This is a genomic window from Desulfovibrio litoralis DSM 11393 (genome assembly GCF_900143255.1).
Lineage (GTDB): Bacteria > Desulfobacterota > Desulfovibrionia > Desulfovibrionales > Desulfovibrionaceae > Frigididesulfovibrio_A > Frigididesulfovibrio_A litoralis.
Genome location: NZ_FRDI01000002.1, coordinates 395,321 through 416,114, shown reverse-complemented (window position 1 = coordinate 416,114; position 20,794 = coordinate 395,321). Strand labels below are relative to the sequence as shown.

Here is a 20,794-nt window from a genome sequence, read left to right as displayed (position 1 = left end):
GGGTTCAATCAGAAATTTCATAATTTTTTCAATATTTTATAATTTTGTCTGTAATAAATAATGGGTGTTTTCATCTCTATGCTTGATATTTCCTTGATGTGTCGCTTTGGTTTTGACAAAACGCTCCTCCGTTCCGTTAAGGTACTTTAAGCGATCTCGTAATCTATGTTGCGTTTTTTGATGCCAGGCAAACAAACCCTCTAATTTTCGCAATTCACTCACCAGTTGAACTTGCATTAAAATTAAAGGATTACCAGATGCAGCCGCTTTCATTTCAGCCGCATTAGCAGCCCCTGAATTTAAATCATCAATAACTCTTTGAAGCAAATCGCCTTTACGAAATTGCTCAATTGCAGCCACTTTATATTCGATAGTTTGCCACATACGAGCGTCATAAGTCTGTTTTGTAGCATATCAGCATAAACAAAAAACTTATTTGTAGAAATATTTGCAACAGTTTCGTCCATTTCTATTATTATTTCATCGTCATTATCAGGATCTGAAAAAGACTCATTAATATCAGAAGCTATATCAAGATCATAGGTTATTGGCGATACCACTCATTGTGTCTATTCCAAATGTTTGAACTTGATGCGTTCAGAGCTAGCACTAACAAGGTCAAAAAGAAGCATATCTCCGCGTAAAGTGGAATCAAAGTCATCTTGTGATAAAAGTCCTGCTTCCCACCATACATTGTTCAAGACTGTTAAAGCTTGATATGCTCCGACAATGGCACAGCATTGTGGAATAATAGGAATCGGGGAAGTTGGTTGTGCCAAACCGTAAAAAATCTGTTGCAATCTGTGTTTACCATCTACAATGAAAGTGGTGATTTGTCCTATTTCTCCTTCTACCCCGCCATGCACCAAGAAGGCACCATTTGGTAACTGTGCTTCCAAGGCAAAACGAGACGCATAGTTGTCTAGACAATCAGCGAATGCCAACGTTGGATATTCAGATAAAAAAACATCAATGTCATGTATTTTCTTATGAATTGTGTTAATTTTAAGGTCTGGAGTAAGCCTGCCTAAACGTTTGCTTGCGACCAATACTTTTGTTTCTCCGATATCATCGAGAGAATACAACACTTGTCTGCCCAAATCTGGTAGATCTACAATCCCGTAATCAATGAGCGTAAGAGTACCAATACCAGAGCGTGCCAGCTGTTCAGCCACAACACAGCCCAAACCGCCTAAACCTGCTATTACAACATGAGCGTTAGCTAGTACTTCTAGTTTTTCTTCGCCCCAAACCAGAGCCTGTCTTTGAGTTATAGTCTGTTTAGCAATCACCCACCACCCGCCAGAGGAAAGATGATTAACTCATCACCTGAGTTGATTATAGTCTCTATATTTTGCAACATCAAAACATTACGACCGTTTAAAAGTACCATGCCGTGAGAAAGTCGCCCATCTTTATCTAAGAGCTGTGAATAAAATTTTTGTCCAATCTGTGATTCACATATAGAAAACAGCTTATCCAAAGTACAGGGGTGTTCAATCTCCACCTGTACTTTGGAAAGCCCTAAAGTTCGACGCAGTGTTGTTTGAAAAGTAATAGTTACCATGTTTTAACCCAGTTAGTCCTGTTACTGCATCAAATTATTTAACCTTATATTTTTACAAACCAGAAGCCTCACAAACTAAGACCAAAGTTCTTTCGCCGCCTTATCTAGACCTAAAGCTTGTAATTTTTCTTTAGTAGGACGTGAAGTTTTCAAATCCCAGCCTCGTTCTGTATAATATTCATCTAACATGGCATCAAGCATTTTTTGAGTGATAATTCCACCCTTAGAAAGACCAGCCTGTAGCGCTTCATTCATCAAACGCCATGGTAAGGTATCATCTTCACGCCCAAAACCTTCACGAGAATTAAACGCCTTAGCTAGGTTATTAACTCTTTCTCCAATGGTCCAGATGTCATTGCTCGTGAATTTTAAACCAGTTAGGGCAGAAGCCAAGGCCGCCGTACTTTCTGTTATTGTACCAGGCATGGCAATGGTCAACATAAATGCACAAGTAGTTGGACAATCACAAGCCCCTGTACCAATATCTTGGTTCCATTTAGTGAGTTTGCCTTTTCCTTCTATCGTGTCTCTATCCACAGGATAAGGGACTGGCACACCAAATATTTCCTGAATAGCATACCCACGGTTATGGTCAGCACCAGTAAAGGCTGTGGCGTAGTTCAAGGCATGAGCCATGGCACCACGTCCATCGTAAGCAGGTAGTTCTAGCCCTTTAACATGAATGGCATATTTCCAAGCATCTCCACCTAGACGGCGAGCAGCTTCTTTTGTACCATCAGCAAACAGGTCGCCAATGCCTTCACGAAAGGCCATACGGCGGATTAATTCATATTGGGCATCAGCATTACCAAAACGCAGGTCTAGCCCTTCTATCAGTTTTGGATCGAGCAAACCTTTTTCTGCAAGCTCCATAGCAAAACCAACACAGACACCAGCACTGATGGTGTCTAAGCCAAGTTCATCACAAAGTCTATCTGATGCAGCAATTTCACCAACATCTTTTATACCAGTAGTGCTACCCAAAGAATAAAAAGATTCATATTCTGGTTCTCCGATCACGCCAGTACGAGGACCTTTGTTTACTCTAATCTGTTGAGTACAACCCACTGGGCAGCCATAACAATGCTCCTTGCCCACGTTAAGTTCTTCTTGTTTGGCGACACCGATGTAATCTTCAAAAGAATTTGTACCAGTATCTTTCCAGTTATTGCTAGGAAACATGCCCATGGCACTTAGGTGATCAACAACCATGGCTGTGCCAAGTTTGGAAAACTGAGGATACAACACTGGACTATCTTTCATGGACTTTGCCATTGATAAACGTGCTGTTTTCAAACTATCTTTATTAGCAACTGGCACTTCTTGGTTGCCTCGCACTACAATGGCTTTAAGGTTTTTAGAACCCATTACAGCACCAAGACCTTTACGCCCCGCAGCACGACGTTCATTAATGATGGCAGCCATGCGACTCATATTTTCACCGGCAGGTCCAATACAAGCAATACGCACGTTATGATCATTAAGATCATTTTTAATCATAATCTGACAATCAGAAGTTGTGCTACCCCACATTCGCTTGGCTGAACGGAAAGTGACTTTGCCGTCGCGAATCAAAATATAGCAGGGTTTTTCTGATTTCCCCTCAACAATCAGACCGTCAAAACCCGTAAATTTAAACTCCGCTGGAAAATGCCCACCAGATAACGCAACGCCGAGTGTGCCTGTTTGAGGAGATTTAGCACCAAACGCAATCCTGCTAGAACATGGAATATTGGTGCCAGTAAAAGGCCCAGGAAAAACCACTAGTTTATTCTCAGGAGAGAGTGGATCTATTTTTGGCTTTAACTCATTATATAGGATATTAACGGCAAAGCCCATTCCGCCAAGAAAATCCAACGCAACTTGCTCTGGTAAATCTTCTATTGTAAAAGTCTTTGTTGTAAGATTAACACGTAAAATCTTTCCCCAGTATCCACCTGCAAACATAATTTTTCTCCTCTGATATTAATAAAAGATTAAAATAAAATTATAACTGGTACTAATTAAAATTTAGCAATAAAAAACAATTCTAGCCCTTAGTTTTGAATACAAAGTATGATTATCTGCTGCGTTGAAATACTTTAATTTAATACATTAACAGAGCAGTAGTTTCCATTCTTGCTTATTAACTTGACAGTGTGAGGGCCTTGAATCTACTGCCTGACTAATTAGAATATATCTCAAGAAAATTCAATAATCGCCACCAGTGTTTAGTGTGAAATACGCAGAACTGGTTTTACTACTATACCTTTGTGAGAATCTTCAAAGGATTTCTCTATCTCTTTAAAATCATAGAAAGTAATCAATTTATCAAAAGGAAACTCGCCTTTTTTATAATATTCAATCATTTGAGGAATAAACTTATGATATGATAGGTTGCCTTCATTACTACCAACAATGGTTTTACTGCCAATAATCAAATTCATAGGGTCAAAAGTAAATTTATTGCCCACACCACAAAGAGCAAGTTTGCCAAGTGTAGCAAGAGAAGCTAGTGCAATGTCAAAAATGGCTGGTGCACCAGTGGTTTCAAACGCAAGATTAGCTCCGCCATTGGTAATTTTAATAATTTCAGCAGCCACATCTTTAATTTCTTTTCGATTAATAGTATGTGTTGCTCCAAGTTCCATGGCTAATTTTAGTTTGTCAGGAGTTCCACCAACCGCAATTATATTTTTACATTTTGCAATTTTTGCACCCATAACACCACTCAAACCCAGTGATCCACAGCCGAAAATGACTATAGAATCACTTGCTTTTGCATTAAGACAGCCTAATACTGTTCCGGCACCTGTTTGAAAGCCACAACCCAGGGGTCCTAGGAGGGCAAGGTCAACGCTTTTATCAACTTTGACCAAACTATGTGCGTTTACGACTGAATACTGGGCAAAAGAAGATTGCCCAAAAAAGTTTTTGATCTCTTTTCCATTTTTTGAAATACGGCTACTACCGTCGAGCATTTTGCCCCCGATGTTCAGCTCTCCCATGTGTGGACAGGCAAAAGGCATGCCTTTCAAACAAAACTCACAGCTACCACAAGATGCAACCGTAATTACAACATGGTCACCAGGTTTAAAATCTTTCACCCCAGATCCAACTTTTTCCACTATTCCAGAACCTTCGTGTCCAAGTACTACAGGTGGTTCTATCATCCACTGTCGGCCACCCTCATCGGTATGACAAACACCAACAGCAATGATTTTAACCAATACCTCATTTTCTTTTGGATCAGCCAAATCGACTTCGTCAAAAACAAATTTACCACCTTGTTCGTAAAGAACCGCTGCTAAAGCTTTCATCATTCGACTCCTGTTTAGGCTAATAAAAGGTAATTAAATAATAATGTTGTACATTTAATAAGAGGGTATCTCCTCGTTGAAAGTTTAAATAATAAGGTGGATAAACCCCACACTTTAGAGCTAAATCTATACTCCGTTTCTTTTAAATGCAATAAAAATTTACTGAAAGTTATTTTTTACTTCCATAACAATAACTTAATAGATTTTTTAGTTGTGGCAAATTATCTAGACCACAATATAATACCAAGCAATACAAAAGTCTATTTTGTTATTACAAGCCCAACCCCCTATTCTTTTCAGGTGTTTTGGGTGCTTCTAACGCTCCTCAATCGGTGTTGTATACGACTCTCATCAGTACAAAAAACCTTCAAATTCAGTTGCTAGCACAGTCATAATCAGCACAAGAAAAACCATGTAACTCCTTGTAATTTCAAGGCTTACATGGTTTTGTGTTTTTACTCTTATCTATATACAGGGGCTACTTCTTCTATGAATTTTATCAAGAAATATTTTTAGGAAAATAAATTTAATAAGAAAAACAATACCATTTTTAGCATGAAAGAAAGTATAAGACTATTAACGTGATATACTGTTTCTTGCAGCCTCATCAGCGTTCTTTGATGCCTGATTAAACAACGCATTGGCAGCTTCATTGCCTCTTGCATTTTGAACTTTTTCTGCTTCTGCTCTTTTCTCTTCTTCGCTTTGACAAGCAACTAGACCGAAACTAAAAAAACATAACAAAACTATTAGAGAAATATTTTTCATAAATATATTTTTTAAAGATAAATAAATTTTTGTCGATAAATATAAATAGACACACTTAACTTCAAATAAAATTAAAGAGTTTATTATGATTAATAGTATTTCTAATAATCCCGCAGACAGTTTACACAATATGCTCCGTTCTTTAAAAAAAGAACAAGAGCAACTAAGCGAAAATACTGTAATGGATCCAATAATAAATGAAAACCAAATCGACTCTTCTCATACCAATCCAAATTTAATGTCTAATAATTTTGTTTCAGTTGAACGGGAACAGTCAAAATATATTGAAGCTACCTTAACAGGAATGAAAGCAAATCAGAAAACGAATGATGCACAACAAAGTACATTGACGTCTATTCTAAATACCGCAAAATTAGAATATGAATCTGCTAAAACTGCAGGAGAAAGATATAAGGCCATTAAAAGAGCGGAAAAAAGAATGGCTTTATATCAAAGTGATGAAATTCGTAAATCAGCAGAAAAAACACATCTAAAAGAATCAAAAGAAAAGCTTGAAGAACAAGCACGAGAAGCAATATTGCCTAACGAAGGAACCAGACAGTCAAGCAAAGAAGTGCCATCTGAGAACCCAGAAGAAGTTGTTCAAATGCCGGAAATATCTGAAACTGATTCCCCTCCAACCATAGATGTTCCAGTATCAACCGTTCCATCTATTAAGATCATCGTATAGTTTATTCTCACCGACACTATCTTAGTGCCTGTGAGCTTTGATAAAGATTGTTCAATCACGCTTGTGGTAGTATTGACATTTAGCGTGATATACTGTTTCTTGCAGCCTCATCAGCGTTCTTTGATGCCTGATTAAACAACGCATTGGCAGCTTCATTGCCTCTTGCATTTTGAACTTTTTCTGCTTCTGCTCTTTTCTCTTCTTCGCTTTGACAAGCAACTAGACCGAAACTAAAAAAACATAACAAAACCATTAGATAAATATTTTTCATAAATAAATCCTTTGGTGTTTATTCTATCAGAAAAAAACAACAAAATCACACACAACTTGTTGCAATAGTTTTATTTTTTCAGAAAAAACTAATATGTTAACCCTTAGCTATAATTTCAGTAGCCAATAAAGCCCCGCTTTTTTTATCTCGCTCGCCAATAAAGCGAATTGTTACTTTACTGCCTTCTGGTTTATTAAACGGACAAATCAACGCTAAACCATGGCTAGTACAGGCATAACGACCATCTATCATCTTAGGGTTTTGAGTAAACGCCATATCTTTATTACCCGGTATTAAAATCTTACCTGAAACAATTCTTGCCTCACAAGTTTTATTTTTTAAACTTTCGGTATTTTTTTGATTAAAAGTAGCATGATTTGCACTCGCACGCTGTCCGGCTTCGCAATCAAGATTTTCAGAATACTCTTCAAGATCACAATCTTCATCAAAATAATCATCATCTAAGCTATCAACATCTTGTATGTGTTTATTTTGTAAAAATAAAAATGCCAAACTGGCTCTTTGCTTTTCAAGTTTCGCGGCAACAGAAAGAGAACTTAACGCCCGAGGCACTTCCAAAACAGGGAAACTAAAATGACACCAAGAACGTGCCGCAGGGTCTAGTAGCGGACAAGGTTCTTGATGAGTACAAGGACTAAGCACTTCATAACCCGTGCGTAAAGCATGAAAACGCAAGTTTGTTGTAAGTTTTGAGCCAAGCCTTGTACCCGGTTCAACCACCAACACTTGCCCTTTAGGGTTTAAGGCTTTTTGCAGATTTACACTAAGCTGACCGAGAAGTTGGTCTAAAGGTTCACGGTTTCCCGTACTAAGCTCATTCAACATATTCCCAAGCATAATTAAATCAGCTTTATGTTCTGGTTTTCTAAAATGTGCTAAGCTTTGCCCCAAATTAGAACGTATTGTTTTAAAGCTCCAGCTACTCTTTCCACCGGTATATTCGGTAAATAATTGCTTACCCGCCTCAAGGGCACTGCTACCCGTATCTGTACACACAAAATTAAGTTTCAGCGAACGCAAATCAGGACGATGCAACCAAAGAGCAATCGGCAAGGTTAACGGTCCACTACCACAATCTAAAATTGTACTACCATTTTTTAAACTCAAGTCGAGCTTAGGGAAAAGCCAAGCTAGGCGGACTAAATTCCAAGGCAAAAAATAACGTAAATATGCTGATAAAAAACGAGGGGCTGCCCAATAAGGCGTTTTTAATCTGGCTCTTTCTTCCGTTAAAATCAAAGATAATTCATGAACATCATTAGGAAGAGAGCGACGATGTTGGCTTTTAATCGGAAAAAGTTCATTAATTATATTAATAAGTTGAGCTAAGTCTGCGGTAAAGTTAGAACTCGGAACTTCTAATAAAGAGTTGCTATAAAATTTTCTTTGTTTTGTTAAATCATGCATATTTTTTGATTTAACATTAAAAAAGTTTTCTTTTTTCTTAAACTCGCCCTCAACACCATGACTTTTTTCTTGTTCTATGTTTTGTGGGCTGGCAACAGCTTTTATACTGCGTTTTTTAAGCGGTTTATATTGAGAATCGGCTTGATGAAAAGCAGATTTATTACCATATTTATCATTAAATTTAGACATATTGTTCTCAAAGGTTAAAGCAACCAAATAAGGTTATAAAATTATTAAATACACTGTTTATTATCGATCAAAACGAAATAAAAAGCATTGCAAAATCCAATAGTTATTAAACATCACCGTAACGTCTTTCTTCTTCTTCAAAAGCCGTAAATGAAGGTAAATAAGTTAAGTGTGCGGTTCCGGTCGGGCCGTTTCTTTGTTTGCCGATAATAATTTCAGCAGGGCCGGGTTCTGCCTTATTCGCTCCCTTATTATAAACAGCATCACGATAAATAAACATAATGACATCGGCATCTTGTTCTATCGCTCCTGATTCTCGCAAATCTGACAAAATTGGGCGTTTATCTTGGCGATCTTCAAGTTTGCGGTTAAGCTGTGCCAAGGCAATCACAGGAATATTCAGTTCTTTTGCCAATGCCTTTAAACTTCGAGATATTTCAGAAATTTCCAATTCACGAGAATCAGTTCTCCGCCCCGCTCTCATCAATTGAAGGTAATCAATCATCACCAAATCAACGCCCTTATCCGCCTTAAGCCGCCTTACACGTGTACGCAACTCTAAAGTAGATAAAGCGGGGGTATCATCAATAAAGATAGATGATTTAGAAAAAACATCGGCCGCTGTTTGTAATCTTTGCCAATCTTCCGGTTCAAGATAACTACGTCTTAACTTAGACAAATCAACCTTGCCCCAAGAGCAAAGCATACGCATCATCAACTGATCCATAGACATTTCCAAAGAAAAAACCGCTACGCTTTTACTACGTGTAACCGCCGCCCGCATTAGCATATTCATCGCCAAAGCTGTTTTTCCCATAGAAGGACGTGCGGCTAAAATAATTAAATCAGACGGTTGAAAACCCGCTGTTAGGTTATCTAAACTTGCATACCCGGTTGTTACTCCGGTTACCATTTCCTTTTGGGCAAAACGCTTTTCAAGGTCGGCAAAAATCTTTTTTGTTAAGTCTTTAACATGAACCATGCTCTTTTTGTTACTACGTTGAGCAATAGAAAAAATTGATTGTTCTGATTGGTCTAAAATACTTTGAACTTCTTGAGAAGGGTCATAACACTGTCCAATAATATCAGCACAAGAGCTAATCATATTTCTTAACATCGCCTTATCTCGCACAGTAGTAGCAAGATATTCAGCGTTTGCCGCACTAATAACACCGTGTGCCAACTCAGCAAGATAAGCAGAGTTTCCCACAAGCTCAAGTTGTCCTTGTTTTCTTAGCTGTTCACCGACTGTAACAACATCAATCGGCACATTTTGGACAAACAAAGCGACAATTGCACTAAAAATAAATTTATGAGCCGGAATATAAAAATCATCGTCGTTTAAAATATCCATAATATTCAACAAAGACTCGGGACGTAAAAAAATTCCGCCCAAAACCGCCTGTTCCGCCTCTAAACTATGGGGTGGCATCTTGCTCAACATTTCTTTGGAAAGAGCATCGACATTACCATAGCTATTGCCCGGCTGTGCATTGGTGTATGTTATATAATCATCAGCCAAGCCACTATTCTGTTGATTTGCCGTTTCACTGTTTTGGGTATGGCCATAATCTTCCGGTGCGGGAAAAAAAGGCTCAAAAAAATCGCCGTCAACAGGAGAAAAAGCACTCTCAATATGGTTCTCTGCTAAATTATCATTAGCAACAGAATTGTTTAAATCGGAATCAGTAACAGTAGGCGACTTTTGTTTATTATTTGTTTTATTCATATTGATCTTATTAAATTATAAACCCATGTAAATTATAACGTTATGTTTCAGAATCTTCTGATTCCAACTCCAAACTTTTAAGATAAAATTCTCGCCCGCCGGAAAAAGCAATTTTCCCGCCACAGGTCTGGCAAATATTGTATTCATCTGACTTTTCATATATTTTTTCACAGTTAACGCAAGACCTTGTCGTTGATATACGTTCAAAAACTAAGTTTGCCCCTTCTGCCGGAGTACCTTGAGCAAAAATTTCAAAACAAGAGCTTAAAGCCTTTGGTTCAACACACACAAATTCACCAAGAACAAGAGTAATTTGGGTAACTCTAGAGGCATTATGGGTTTTAAGGGTATCTTTAACTATGTCTAAAATACTCATAACCATTGAAGTTTCATGCACAAAGCTACCTCATCATTCCTTAAATAGTTGCTCAAACTCAAATTTAACAATCACTTTGAGTAATAATAACACTATAAGACCATTGCAAAACTTGTTTTACCTGCTTTTATCATCGCTTTATGCTCTGCATGCACATAGTCTAGTATCCTTATTCGTGTTTTTGGGAAACTACGAGACCATTGTGTAATAGGCTCACTATAGAATAATTTATCTTAAACCAAGAGCCTCTTTAATTGCAATAAAGTTAAGAGAGCCGGCAACTAACTGTGCCCCTTGACGCACTTTTATAGGATCTCTAAGCTTATGTCTAAATAAAACCTGTTCCATTTTATTCGCAACGGAATAAGTATCTTCTCGCACCAATAAAATCGGAATACCCAGAGCATCGGCTCTAGATAAAATAATATCGTTAGGATAAATATTTCCCGTTAAAACCAAACAAGGACAGCCTGATTCAAGAGCGACCAATTGAATATCTGCTCTATCTCCGCCAACAATAACCGCCGCTTTTTTATGACGACGTAAATATGCCATAAAGTTTTCAACCTGCATAGAACCGATTAAAAAGTTTTCAATCATGGTACTGCAACGTTCTTGGGCGGAAATAACACGAGCCGAAAGACTTTCGGTTAAATCGCTTACAGAAATAGAACTCATCAGTTGATCTTTCGGAACTATTCCCAAAACCGGAATACCACTACGTTCAAGGTAAGGTTTAATTAAGCCTTCTACCTCAGACATAAAGATATTGGGAATATCGTTAAGAATTACACCCAACATTTGGTCTTTAAGCATATCTTTATAAACAGTCAACAAATCATATTTTAACGCATTGGAAAAACGTTCGACAACAAGCACCTTCCAACCCATTTCTTTTACTAAACGCATAGCATCAAGATTGCAATAACGAGCGGTAAACATATTTCCGGAACCGCCTAAGAGCATTAATTCTTTGTTTTGTGCCAGTTTTTCATAGGATTTTTTAATCTTTGGAAGTTGGTCTTCAACTCCGCTTTGAAACGCTTGCACTTTAAAATCTTGAGTAACAACAATCGGCGTAACGTCTTCGGGGTTTTCACTTAAGCCCAAAACCTCTTGAACAAAAACAGCGTCTTCATCACCTTGTTGTCCGTTATGTTTAACCAAATTAAGCCCAACCGGCTTCATATAGCCAAGATTAATATTTTCACGCATTAACCTTAAACCTATACCCATCAGCATAGTATTTTTACCGGCATAACCACTTGTAGCACCAATAAACAAACCGGGTACCATATATTTTCTCCTGAAATATTAAAAAAGTTATTTTTATTTTATTACAAAACAAACAAAATATAACGCTATTTTTTATTAACTCTTATCAACTAATTAACTTTATTGCCAATTAACTTTCTTTATGAGCTAAAATAATTCTTATATCAGCCACTAACGCCCCTTTTTCATTCACCAAAACAGGGTTAAACTCCGCTTCTTCAATAAGAGGAAAGTCTAACGCTAGTTGAGACATAATCAAAAGAATATCTTCCAAGGCGTTAAAATTAATTGGTTTTTCCCCTCGCATACCGGCTAAAATAGGATACGCCTTAATTTCTCTAATCATATCGTGGGCATCACTGAGTGTAAGCGGTGCCAAACGTGTACTAAAGTCTTTTAAAGTTTCAACATGAATTCCACCCAGTCCAAACAAAACTAAGGGTCCAAATTGAGGGTCTCGTTTAACCCCGACAATAACTTCCCTTGAACCGCTTGGAGCCATAGCTTGAACCAAACAACCACTTATATGAGCATCAGGTCTCAAACGTTGAGTTTTAGACGTAATTGTCAAAAAGGCTTCTTTTGCCTCTTCTTTATTTTTTATATTTAAAACAACACCACCAACATCGCTTTTATGCAAAATATGCGGTGAAGCAATTTTCATAACGACGGGAAAGCCTATTTTATGTGCAATATCCATCGCCTCTTGGCTTGTCCGACAAAGCTTTGTGGTAGGAGTAGGCAATTCATAAGCTTCGAGTAAACCCTGAGCCTGAAATTCCGCAAGCTCGCAACTTCCTTCTCTTAACGCTTTTTTAATTACACTTTCAGCTTTGTTTTTATCTCTGCGATAAGTAACTTCAACGGGAGGAAGGGCTTCTTTGCGTTTTTTATAATCAAACAAAGCCTTTGCCGAACGCATAGCCGGCTCGGGAAAATCATAACAAGGATAACCGGCAGAACTTAAAATATTTTTTGCCTCATTAACCAAAGTTCCGCCCATAAAACAACAAAATATCGGTTTCTTTTTATCTTTTGGAATCGCCTCAAAAACTGCCACAAGTTCTCGGGCTATCTGCTCCATTGGAGTTTGAGCCGTCGGAGAAAGTAAAACAACCAAAGAATGTACCATTTCATCAGCTAAAACAGTTTTCACGGTTTGCACTATGCGAGTTGGGGTTGCATCACCAAGTACATCAACAGGGTTAAAAAATGCCGCATAAGATGGTAGTATCTCTTTTAAAGTATGAATAGTCTCAGGCTTTAAAGAGGTCATAGTCAAGCCATAATGTTCACACGCATCTGCCGCAACAATTCCCGGTCCGCCTGAGTTGGTTACAACTGCGATATTTGGTCCTAGCGGAATAGGCTGTAGAGCAAAAGCTTGTGCGAGTTGAAAAAGTTCTTCCATCTCTCTGGCTCTTAAAATTCCAGATTGTTTAAAGGCGGCTTCATACGCAGCATCACGCCCGGCTAAAGCACCGGTATGAGACGAAGCTGCTTTTGCCCCTGAGTTACTGCTCCCTGCTCTCAATAAAATAACGGGTTTTTTTGCTGATGCTGCCTCGGCATTACGCAAAAAACGAGAACCATTTTCCACGCTTTCAAGATAACCAACGATTACTTTTGTATTTGGGTCATTAGCCAAAAAAGTTAAAATATCTGACTCATCAATCACTGCCTTGTTACCAACGCTGATAAAATGAGAAAAGCCGATATTTTTATTTTTTGACCAATCAATAATACCTATACATAAAGCACCTGATTGCGAAAAGAATCCGATAGTACCTGATTTGGGTTGTCCTTCGGCAAAGGTAACATTTATACCTTTATCAATATTGATATAGCCCAAACAATTTGGACCCAAAACAGCAATGTTATGTTTTTTTGCCAGCTTAATTACTTCTTCTTCAAGCTTCCAACCAAGCCCGCCAACTTCTTTAAAACCGGCAGAAATAATTACGACTGATTTTACTGATATTTGTGCCAATTGTTCCAGTGCTTCCAAACAATGTTCAGAAGGGATACACAAAACAGCCATATCAAGATTTTGTGGTAAATCATTAATCTTGCGTACTGTTGGCAAACCAAGTATAGTGTCAACGTTAGGGTTAACGGGATAAATCTTCCCCTTATACCCTGCCGTTATAAGGTTTAACAAAACAGTATGACCAACCTTTCCCGATGTTGCCGATGCCCCTATAATCGCAATATGACTAGGGTTAAACATCTGCTCTAAATTTCTATGCGGAGCCATTATTTTGCTTTTTCCTTATTATTTTAGTACTATTTAGTTTATTATTGACAAAACCCTGAGAGTACCGTTTCAAATTATGTATACTACTAAGTTCGACCAATTGCAAACAGCCATCAACTACCAATTTAATAACGCTTCTCTATTGCGTCAAGCCCTAACTCACAGTTCTTATTCCAACGAACAAAATATAAACGCAAAAAATTTCGAACCAAACGCACATAATGAAAGGCTTGAGTTCTTGGGTGATGCCGTTTTACAGCTTTCTTTATCAGACCAATTATATAAAACCCACTCAGACAGCAGAGAAGGAATTTTAACAGAATTACGCTCTCAAGCCGTAAATGCCAAAAGCTTAGCAAATATTGCAAAAAAAATAAAACTTGATCAATATTTATTATTGGGAAAAGGTGAAGAAAATCAGGGTGGAAGACAAAGAGACAACTTATTGGCTGATGCCCTCGAGGCTCTTTTCGGAGCAATTTTTTTAGACAGTGATTTTAATAATGCTCAAAAAATTGTTTGTAATCTTTTTAATCAACATCATGACAAAAAGATTAGTACACCAAAAAAACAAAAAGACAATAAAAGCTTATTGCAAGAAATTACACAAAAAACATTTAAAGCCACTCCTCAATATAAACTTATTCAAGCTCAAGGGCCGGAACACGAAAAAACTTTTCATATTCAGCTTAGTTTGCCTAATGGGGTAACTATCGAATCATCAAGCAACACGGTAAAAAAAGCCGAACAACTCGCAGCCGAAAAAGCATTGGAGTTGTTAAAACAATAATTTTTTAGACTTAAACACATAACACGCTGTAAACAATAGAAAATATTTAAAAATGATATCAATAGCCAGACCGGTAAGTTATCTAAAATAGCAACTCAAGAAGATCCGTTAGCCTTGTTTGGTGGCCAAGAAAATATAGATTTTAACAAAAATAATATGCACTATTACACAGAGCAAGCTAATTTAGCTGTTTTATGGTCGATTCGTGGTAATTATAAAAAAGTAAAAACACACATTAGTAAGATTAAAGATATTACTTATAAAAACGATATTATACTTGGTCTTTATGAATTTAGCGATTAATTGCTTTAAAATACTATCTAACTAAGGTCGGCAATAACTTTAATATTTATAGCTTAATATCATTACTAAAAAACAACTTTAGCTGTCATTTTAAATAGGTTAAGGTTATATAAAAAACTTGAAATTGTTAAAACAATAACCCTTTATTTTAACTTAAGTTAATATCAGCTTTTTTCATAAGAGTTTCAAAAAGTTCTAACGCTTCTTCAAACTCAAATCTCTCAACAGCCTTTTTAACTTCTTTTGCCGTTTTTGAATCTATCATACTTAAAGTTGAATTTAACACGCTAAATAACTCTAAAACAGAGGCATCATAATCTTTTAACAACTGCCAAAATTCGAGCAATTGAGGTTTTAGTTCTTCTATATTTTTACTTGGTTCTTGATCTTCTTTTTCTTGTTGAGTTTTAAAGCTTTCACAAATATTACTTTTTTTAATATTCAATAAAGTTTCCTGCAATGCATGTGTAAAACTTGATAAGGCTGTTTTTAAAGTTTCCGGAATCTTTTTTTCTTTGGAATCATTATATTTTACACTTTCGTTTACTAAAATTTCACTATTTTTATAAAGTGCTGTTGCCCCAATATTTCCGGCAAGATTTTTTACAGAACTGCTTAAACGAACAACTTCAACCTTATCATTTTTATCTAGTGCAACTTGTAAATCAGACGATACGTTTATATAGTTAGTCTTTAACTGGCACAAAAGTTTTATAAACAGTTGCAAGTTTCCACCCAAACGAGTTAAGGCATTTTTATAATCAAAACCCTTGAGTTCTTCTAAGGTGCTTTTTGTAGCATGTTCAGGATAAGCACCGGTTTTATTATCAAGTTTATTTGATTTTATAAACTTACCGATTGTTTCATACAAACATTCAACCTCAATAGGCTTGGCGATATGAGCATTCATACCGTGAGCCAAGCAGTAATCACGCTCATCTTTCATCGCATGAGCAGTCATTGCCACAATTGGAATATGGTCAAACGTAGATTGCATTCTAATCTGTTTGGTGGCTGCATAGCCGTCTAAAACAGGCATTTCTAAGTCCATCAAAATAAGCGAAAATGTCGTGTTGTTTTCGTTAAGAATGCGAAGGGCTTCTTCTCCGTTATTAGCAACAATAACATCTAGATTAATCTCTTCTAAAAGTTCAGTCGCAACCTGTTGATTAATAGAGTTATCTTCAACCAATAATATCTTTTCATTATTAAATGAAGGTCTTAGACCTATCAGCAAATCTTTGTCGTTAGACAAACTACTTTCAGAAACAGAATCAACAGCCATCTTGATAGCGTCATATATTTGAATCCGAGTAAAAGGCTTAGGCAAAAAGCTTGTTACGCCCTCTTCTCTAACCTTAATATGAATATTGTCCATGCCATATGATAAAGCAAAAATAATTGAAGGTTTCGTAACAATATTATCAGTATTGTAAATTTCTTTTATAAACTCAAGCCCATCACCTGAATTTTTACTAAGATTTACCAAAGCCAAGGTATAAGGCAATTCGCCGGCATTAACCTTTTTTAGTTCGGCTAATGCAACATCTTTATTATTAAAAGTATGAATATTTGAGAAAAGGTGGCTCAAAAATTTTACGCTAATTTCTTGTGAAGCGAAAACATCATCAACAAGCAAAATTTTAAAATCAGGCAAGGTGTTTTGGTAATAAGGTTGAACATTTTCGCTATCTATACCAAAAGTTAAAGTACAAGTAATCGTTGTTCCTTTTTTATATTCACTATCAACCCGAATAGTTCCACCCATCATTGAAACTAAGCGTTTAGTAATCGTTAGTCCAAGACCTGTTCCGCCATATTTACGAGTAGTTGAGGCATCAGCCTGTCCAAAAGCAGTAAAGATATTGCGTTGTTGTTCTTCCGTCATACCTATTCCGCTATCACTAACGGAAACATCTAAGGTAACAGACTCCGCCTCTTTTTTAACGACTTTGCAACTAACTTTAATTTCTCCTTGTTCAGTAAATTTAACCGAATTACTAACCAAGTTATTAAGAATTTGCCCAAAGCGTAACGGATCGCCAATTAAAGCATCGGGAGCGTCATAATCAATATCAAAAATAAGCTCAACGCCTTTTTCATTGCTTTTTCCACCAAATAAAGAAGAAATATTCTCAAAAGAGTTGTCCAAGCTAAAAGTTATGTTTTCTACTTCCAGTTTGTTGGCTTCTATTTTAGAAAAATCCAAAACATCATTAATAATACCCAATAAAGATTTACCGGCATTATAAATTTTATTGATATAATCGTGTTGTTTCTGGTTAAGCTCGGTATTTAACGCAAGGTGTGCCAGCCCTATAATGGCATTCATAGGTGTGCGGATTTCATGACTCATATTGGCCAAAAATTCACTTTTGGCAACGTTAGAGTCATTGGCAATTTTTTGTGCCTCTTTTGTCATTTCTTCCGCTTCTTTTCTCATGGTAATATCTCGACCGATACAAACCAAACCAAGCAATTGTGCTTCTTGAGAAAAATAAGGCGTTTTTATAATTTCCAAAACCAAATTTTTATTGTTAAAGTTTAACGTAATGTCTTCAGCGACTATGTTGATTGCACCAGACAAAGCCTGTCTGTCGGTGATCATATTACTAGAAACAAGCTCAGGCGGTAAAAAATCTAAGTCAATTTTTCCGACTATATCTTTTTCAACCACACCGAACAAAGCTTCAAAAGCTTTATTACAGCCAACATAACGATAGTTTCTGTCTTTAAAAAATACAACATCGGGAATAGCGTCTATAACTGTTCGCAACAATGATTTTTCATGTGCCGAGGCTTCTTGTTCCAATCTTCTGGCTGTAACATCAAACGCTTGTCCGATAATACCTATAATATTCCCATTTTTATCATATAAAGGTTGTTTTTTTATATTAAACAAAACCCTACGACCATTAGAACAAGTAAGCCAAACCTCAGAATTAAAAACTTTTGCTTCCGATAAAATCTTTTCTTCTTCTTCTCTCACCTGTTTGGCATACTCATCTGAAACAAATTCCAGACCAGTATCACCTATAAGGTTTTGACTTTGAGTTCCAAAAAGTTGGCGATAATAATTATTTAAAAAAATAAACTCGCTTTTAGCATTTTTAATAAAAATAGGATAAAAAGCCGAGTCTAAAACCAAGTTGAAAAGTTCAGAATCTTCTATTTTCTGAATTTCGCTTTTTTTTGGAATTACTTGCAAAACAGCAATATTTTCATCTTGAGGATCAAGATAAAGAAGTTCGCAACCAACAGCCTGCCTAAACGCAGTAGCCGCAAAAAATGTTTGTCCGACAACTGTTTCGTTTTTTAGATCAAGGACACTTTTTTTTTGTTTATAATAAAAAATTTGCTCTGTTATATTTTTTATAACTTCCAAACTTGGCATAAAAACGTCTTCAAAACTTTTACCGTTTATATCGGTATTATTCTTTAAGTATCGGTCAGAAAACGCTTTATTGGTTGAAATAACAGTAAAGTCATCAACTCGCAAAATCAAAAGAGGAACGGCAACAGCAGTATAAAAACCCGAATCAAGTCCGCCAATTAAATTAGCCAAAACTTTTCTAGGTTTTAACAAGCAAGCTATACAAATAATAAAAGATAAAAAGAAAATAATTCCCATTGCACAGTCTCAAATAATAACAGTCTGTTGATTTATTATCCGTATAGCCTTAATCAACAATATAATCAATGTTTTTTATTAACGGATTATACTGATAAATATTTATTATCAGTAGCTAAATAGTTAACGATATAGTCTTTAACACCGGACTCTAAATCAAAAGTCGGCAAAAACTCTTGCCCTTTACTGTGTAAAGATTGCATATTGGCTTCGGTAAAATATTGATATTTTTCTTTTAAACTATCGGGCATTTCAATAAATTCAACATTCAGCTTTTTATCCATTGCCACAAAAACAGCCTTTGCCAAGTCAAGCCAAGAACGAGACTTACCCGAACCCAAGTTAAAAAGACCGTTAACTCCAGAGTTTTCAAGTAAATTAAACATGATACGCGTACAATCTTTAATATAAACAAAATCTCTCATCTGACAACCGTTTTCATATTTTGGGTTATAAGATTTAAAGAGTTTTAAAGGGTTACCTTCGCTAATTTGCTTAAAGGCTTTTGAAGCAACGCTCATCATATCGCCTTTATGATATTCGTTTGGCCCATAAACATTAAAAAATTTAAGACTAACTATTTTCTCTTGTAGTTTTTCTCGTTTTGCCCAAAGGTCAAAAAGCTGTTTTGAATAACCATACATATTTAAAGGACGCAAGTTTTCAATTTTTCCATAGCCGTCGTTAAACCCTTGAGTTCCGTCTCCGTAAGTTGCAGCACTACTTGCGTTAATAAAACGTGCTCCGTGGTGCAAAGCATATTTACAAACCAAACGACTATATTCAAAATTATTTTTCATTAAAAAATCAGCGTTTGTTTCAGTCGTAGAAGAACAAGCTCCAAGATGAATTACGCCTTTAGGTCGCCATAATGCCTTGCCTGTTTTTAACATATCTTCAAAGTCATCTCTGTGGATATATTCCGTATAACGCAAGCCAACTAAATTTTTCCATTTTTCAGAATGAGCAAGGTTATCCACAATAATGACGTTTTCAATTCCATGCCTGTTTAACTCCCAAAGCATGGCACTACCAATAAAACCGGCACCACCTGTGATAATATACATAACAACTCCTAAAACTTTATTGATTAATATTAAAAAAGCTATGTTAAAACGCTCTCGATATAAAGTTTATAAACGTCTATTTATAACGCTTTACAAGCATCTGTAATTTTTTGAGCTAAATTTAAAAAGCTCTGTTTTGCAACAGAATCTTCTTTTAAAAGCACGACAGGAACGCCTAAGTCAGCCGCAATAACCGTTGCCGGATCAAGAGGAATAGCCCCTAAAAAGTTAAGCCCCTGTGTTTTGGCTAAAAGTTCTCCGCCACCTTTTTTGAAAAGTTCAATTTCTTTTCCACAATGGGGGCAAGCCAGTCCGCTCATATTTTCCACAACACCCAAAACTTTGCCGTGTGCCGTTTCCAAAAAATTTAAGGCTTTTCTGACGTCTGCCAAAGAGACTTCTTGAGGGGTAGTAACAACAACGCTTAAAATATCAGGAATGGTTTTTAAGATTGTCATATGTTCATCGCCTGTTCCGGGAGGTGAATCAATCACTAAAAAGTCGAGTTCTCCCCACTTAATATCAGAAATAAACTGGCGTACGGCGGCCGTCTTTTTTGGGCCACGCCATAAAATAGCGCTATCTTTATTTTCCAACAAAGAGTCCATGGAAACAACGCTTAAATTTTCATTGTAAGCAACAGGTTCTATACCCTCTTCGCTTCCTTCCATACCTTTATCTCTAATTCCCAAAAGCCCCGGGACACTCGGACCATGAATATCAACATCTAAAATCCCGACTTTATACCCCTTAGCCGCCAAAGCGGCAGCAATATTAACGGTAACCGAGCTTTTTCCGACTCCGCCTTTTCCGCTCATAACAAAGAGTTTATATTTAATTTTAGACAAAGTTTGATTGATTATTGCATCTTGTTGGCTAATAGGGTCATCATTGCTACTTTTTTTCATCGAGCTACAAGTTCCGCAAGCCGAAGAACCTGAGGTTTCTTTACAACTGCCACATTTGCTTTTTATTTCATTCATAAAAATTACCTTTATATTTAAAATAAATAGAACGTTTAAATTAAGATTAAAAATTGCTTAACAACAATTAAAGACCATTGTAAAACGCCGTTTTGCGTGCTTTTATCATCGTTTTATGCTCTGTATACACATAGTATAAAACGTATTAAGCCACAAAAATCACTCATTTT

At 36.5% G+C, this 20,794-nt stretch carries 18 protein-coding genes; 3 read left to right on the top strand and 15 right to left on the bottom strand.

Going from position 1 to position 20,794, the window contains the following annotated elements; genetic code table 11:
• Positions 1 to 36: 36 nt before the first annotated feature.
• From BT999_RS01735 to BT999_RS12365, 6 genes are all read right to left on the bottom strand, one after another.
• Positions 37 to 384 (bottom strand): hypothetical protein, encoded by a 348-nt coding sequence (locus BT999_RS01735; protein ID WP_072695846.1) that lies wholly within the window; start codon positions 382 to 384, stop codon positions 37 to 39.
• Between the two features lie 185 nt (positions 385 to 569).
• Positions 570 to 1,292, bottom strand: coding sequence for a HesA/MoeB/ThiF family protein (locus BT999_RS01730; protein ID WP_072695844.1), 723 nt, complete (start codon positions 1,290 to 1,292; stop codon positions 570 to 572).
• Positions 1,289 to 1,567, bottom strand: a complete 279-nt coding sequence (locus BT999_RS01725; protein WP_072695842.1) for a MoaD/ThiS family protein — start codon at positions 1,565 to 1,567, stop codon at positions 1,289 to 1,291. Before BT999_RS01725 ends, BT999_RS01730 begins: the two co-directional genes overlap by 4 nt.
• 75 nt (positions 1,568 to 1,642) lie before the next feature.
• A complete protein-coding gene (locus BT999_RS01720; RefSeq protein WP_072695840.1) occupies positions 1,643 to 3,514 on the bottom strand; it encodes an aldehyde ferredoxin oxidoreductase family protein in 1,872 nt (623 codons plus the stop codon).
• A 263-nt stretch (positions 3,515 to 3,777) separates the two neighbouring features.
• Positions 3,778 to 4,869, bottom strand: a complete 1,092-nt coding sequence (locus BT999_RS01715) for an NAD(P)-dependent alcohol dehydrogenase (protein WP_218587504.1) — start codon at positions 4,867 to 4,869, stop codon at positions 3,778 to 3,780.
• A gap of 573 nt (positions 4,870 to 5,442) precedes the next feature.
• On the bottom strand, positions 5,443 to 5,634 hold the full coding sequence (locus BT999_RS12365) for a hypothetical protein (protein WP_143145473.1): 192 nt from the start codon (positions 5,632 to 5,634) through the stop codon (positions 5,443 to 5,445).
• An 85-nt stretch (positions 5,635 to 5,719) separates the two neighbouring features.
• Between BT999_RS12365 and BT999_RS01705 the strand changes: the two genes are divergently transcribed.
• Positions 5,720 to 6,325: a hypothetical protein gene (locus BT999_RS01705; protein WP_143145472.1), complete on the top strand. Its 606-nt coding sequence runs from the start codon at positions 5,720 to 5,722 to the stop codon at positions 6,323 to 6,325.
• A 79-nt stretch (positions 6,326 to 6,404) separates the two neighbouring features.
• On the opposite strand, the gene BT999_RS01700 is transcribed toward BT999_RS01705, so the two are convergent.
• From BT999_RS01700 to BT999_RS01675, 6 genes are all read right to left on the bottom strand, one after another.
• Complete coding sequence (locus BT999_RS01700) at positions 6,405 to 6,596, bottom strand: hypothetical protein (protein WP_072695832.1); 192 nt, start codon at positions 6,594 to 6,596, stop codon at positions 6,405 to 6,407.
• A gap of 96 nt (positions 6,597 to 6,692) precedes the next feature.
• Entirely contained in the window at positions 6,693 to 8,213 is a 1,521-nt protein-coding gene (locus BT999_RS01695; RefSeq protein ID WP_072695830.1) for a small ribosomal subunit Rsm22 family protein, read from the bottom strand.
• Between the two features lie 106 nt (positions 8,214 to 8,319).
• Positions 8,320 to 9,657, bottom strand: coding sequence for a replicative DNA helicase (gene dnaB, locus BT999_RS01690; RefSeq protein WP_072696117.1), 1,338 nt, complete (start codon positions 9,655 to 9,657; stop codon positions 8,320 to 8,322).
• A gap of 325 nt (positions 9,658 to 9,982) precedes the next feature.
• Positions 9,983 to 10,339 carry a hydrogenase maturation nickel metallochaperone HypA gene (hypA, locus tag BT999_RS01685; RefSeq protein ID WP_072695828.1) on the bottom strand — a complete coding sequence of 119 codons (357 nt, stop codon included), beginning with the start codon at positions 10,337 to 10,339 and terminating at the stop codon, positions 9,983 to 9,985.
• 207 nt (positions 10,340 to 10,546) lie between these two features.
• Complete coding sequence (locus BT999_RS01680; protein ID WP_072695826.1) at positions 10,547 to 11,614, bottom strand: phosphotransacetylase family protein; 1,068 nt, start codon at positions 11,612 to 11,614, stop codon at positions 10,547 to 10,549.
• A 109-nt stretch (positions 11,615 to 11,723) separates the two neighbouring features.
• Positions 11,724 to 13,850: an acetate--CoA ligase family protein gene (locus tag BT999_RS01675; RefSeq protein ID WP_072695824.1), complete on the bottom strand. Its 2,127-nt coding sequence runs from the start codon at positions 13,848 to 13,850 to the stop codon at positions 11,724 to 11,726.
• Between the two features lie 76 nt (positions 13,851 to 13,926).
• Here BT999_RS01675 and rnc point away from each other — a divergent pair, with 76 nt between their 5' ends.
• Both rnc and BT999_RS01665 read left to right on the top strand, forming a co-directional pair.
• A complete protein-coding gene (gene rnc, locus BT999_RS01670; RefSeq protein ID WP_072695822.1) occupies positions 13,927 to 14,640 on the top strand; it encodes a ribonuclease III in 714 nt (237 codons plus the stop codon).
• A 114-nt stretch (positions 14,641 to 14,754) separates the two neighbouring features.
• Positions 14,755 to 14,943 (top strand): hypothetical protein, encoded by a 189-nt coding sequence (locus BT999_RS01665; protein WP_072695820.1) that lies wholly within the window; start codon positions 14,755 to 14,757, stop codon positions 14,941 to 14,943.
• 148 nt (positions 14,944 to 15,091) lie between these two features.
• Here BT999_RS01665 and BT999_RS01660 read toward each other — a convergent pair whose 3' ends face one another.
• From BT999_RS01660 to BT999_RS01650, 3 genes are all read right to left on the bottom strand, one after another.
• Positions 15,092 to 18,508: a PAS domain-containing hybrid sensor histidine kinase/response regulator gene (locus tag BT999_RS01660; protein ID WP_178139294.1), complete on the bottom strand. Its 3,417-nt coding sequence runs from the start codon at positions 18,506 to 18,508 to the stop codon at positions 15,092 to 15,094.
• 152 nt (positions 18,509 to 18,660) lie between these two features.
• Positions 18,661 to 19,641: an ADP-glyceromanno-heptose 6-epimerase gene (gene rfaD, locus BT999_RS01655; protein WP_072695816.1), complete on the bottom strand. Its 981-nt coding sequence runs from the start codon at positions 19,639 to 19,641 to the stop codon at positions 18,661 to 18,663.
• Positions 19,642 to 19,721: 80 nt separating this feature from the next.
• On the bottom strand, positions 19,722 to 20,624 hold the full coding sequence (locus tag BT999_RS01650; protein WP_072695814.1) for an Mrp/NBP35 family ATP-binding protein: 903 nt from the start codon (positions 20,622 to 20,624) through the stop codon (positions 19,722 to 19,724).
• Positions 20,625 to 20,794 lie beyond the last annotated feature (170 nt).

Bases quoted from the DNA above. Each gene is read 5' to 3' on its own strand.
- dnaB (WP_072696117.1), bottom strand. From the start codon at position 9,657: ATGTTGAGCAAGATGCCACCCCATAGTTTAGAGGCGGAACAGGCGGTT.
- BT999_RS01695 (WP_072695830.1), bottom strand. From the start codon at position 8,213: ATGTCTAAATTTAATGATAAATATGGTAATAAATCTGCTTTTCATCAA.
- BT999_RS01725 (WP_072695842.1), bottom strand. From the start codon at position 1,567: ATGGTAACTATTACTTTTCAAACAACACTGCGTCGAACTTTAGGGCTT.
- rnc (WP_072695822.1), top strand. From the start codon at position 13,927: ATGTATACTACTAAGTTCGACCAATTGCAAACAGCCATCAACTACCAA.
- BT999_RS01675 (WP_072695824.1), bottom strand. From the start codon at position 13,850: ATGGCTCCGCATAGAAATTTAGAGCAGATGTTTAACCCTAGTCATATT.
- BT999_RS01735 (WP_072695846.1), bottom strand. From the start codon at position 384: ATGTGGCAAACTATCGAATATAAAGTGGCTGCAATTGAGCAATTTCGT.
- BT999_RS01705 (WP_143145472.1), top strand. From the start codon at position 5,720: ATGATTAATAGTATTTCTAATAATCCCGCAGACAGTTTACACAATATG.
- BT999_RS01680 (WP_072695826.1), bottom strand. From the start codon at position 11,614: ATGGTACCCGGTTTGTTTATTGGTGCTACAAGTGGTTATGCCGGTAAA.
- BT999_RS12365 (WP_143145473.1), bottom strand. From the start codon at position 5,634: ATGAAAAATATTTCTCTAATAGTTTTGTTATGTTTTTTTAGTTTCGGT.
- BT999_RS01700 (WP_072695832.1), bottom strand. From the start codon at position 6,596: ATGAAAAATATTTATCTAATGGTTTTGTTATGTTTTTTTAGTTTCGGT.
- rfaD (WP_072695816.1), bottom strand. From the start codon at position 19,641: ATGTATATTATCACAGGTGGTGCCGGTTTTATTGGTAGTGCCATGCTT.
- BT999_RS01720 (WP_072695840.1), bottom strand. From the start codon at position 3,514: ATGTTTGCAGGTGGATACTGGGGAAAGATTTTACGTGTTAATCTTACA.
- BT999_RS01715 (WP_218587504.1), bottom strand. From the start codon at position 4,869: ATGATGAAAGCTTTAGCAGCGGTTCTTTACGAACAAGGTGGTAAATTT.
- BT999_RS01650 (WP_072695814.1), bottom strand. From the start codon at position 20,624: ATGAATGAAATAAAAAGCAAATGTGGCAGTTGTAAAGAAACCTCAGGT.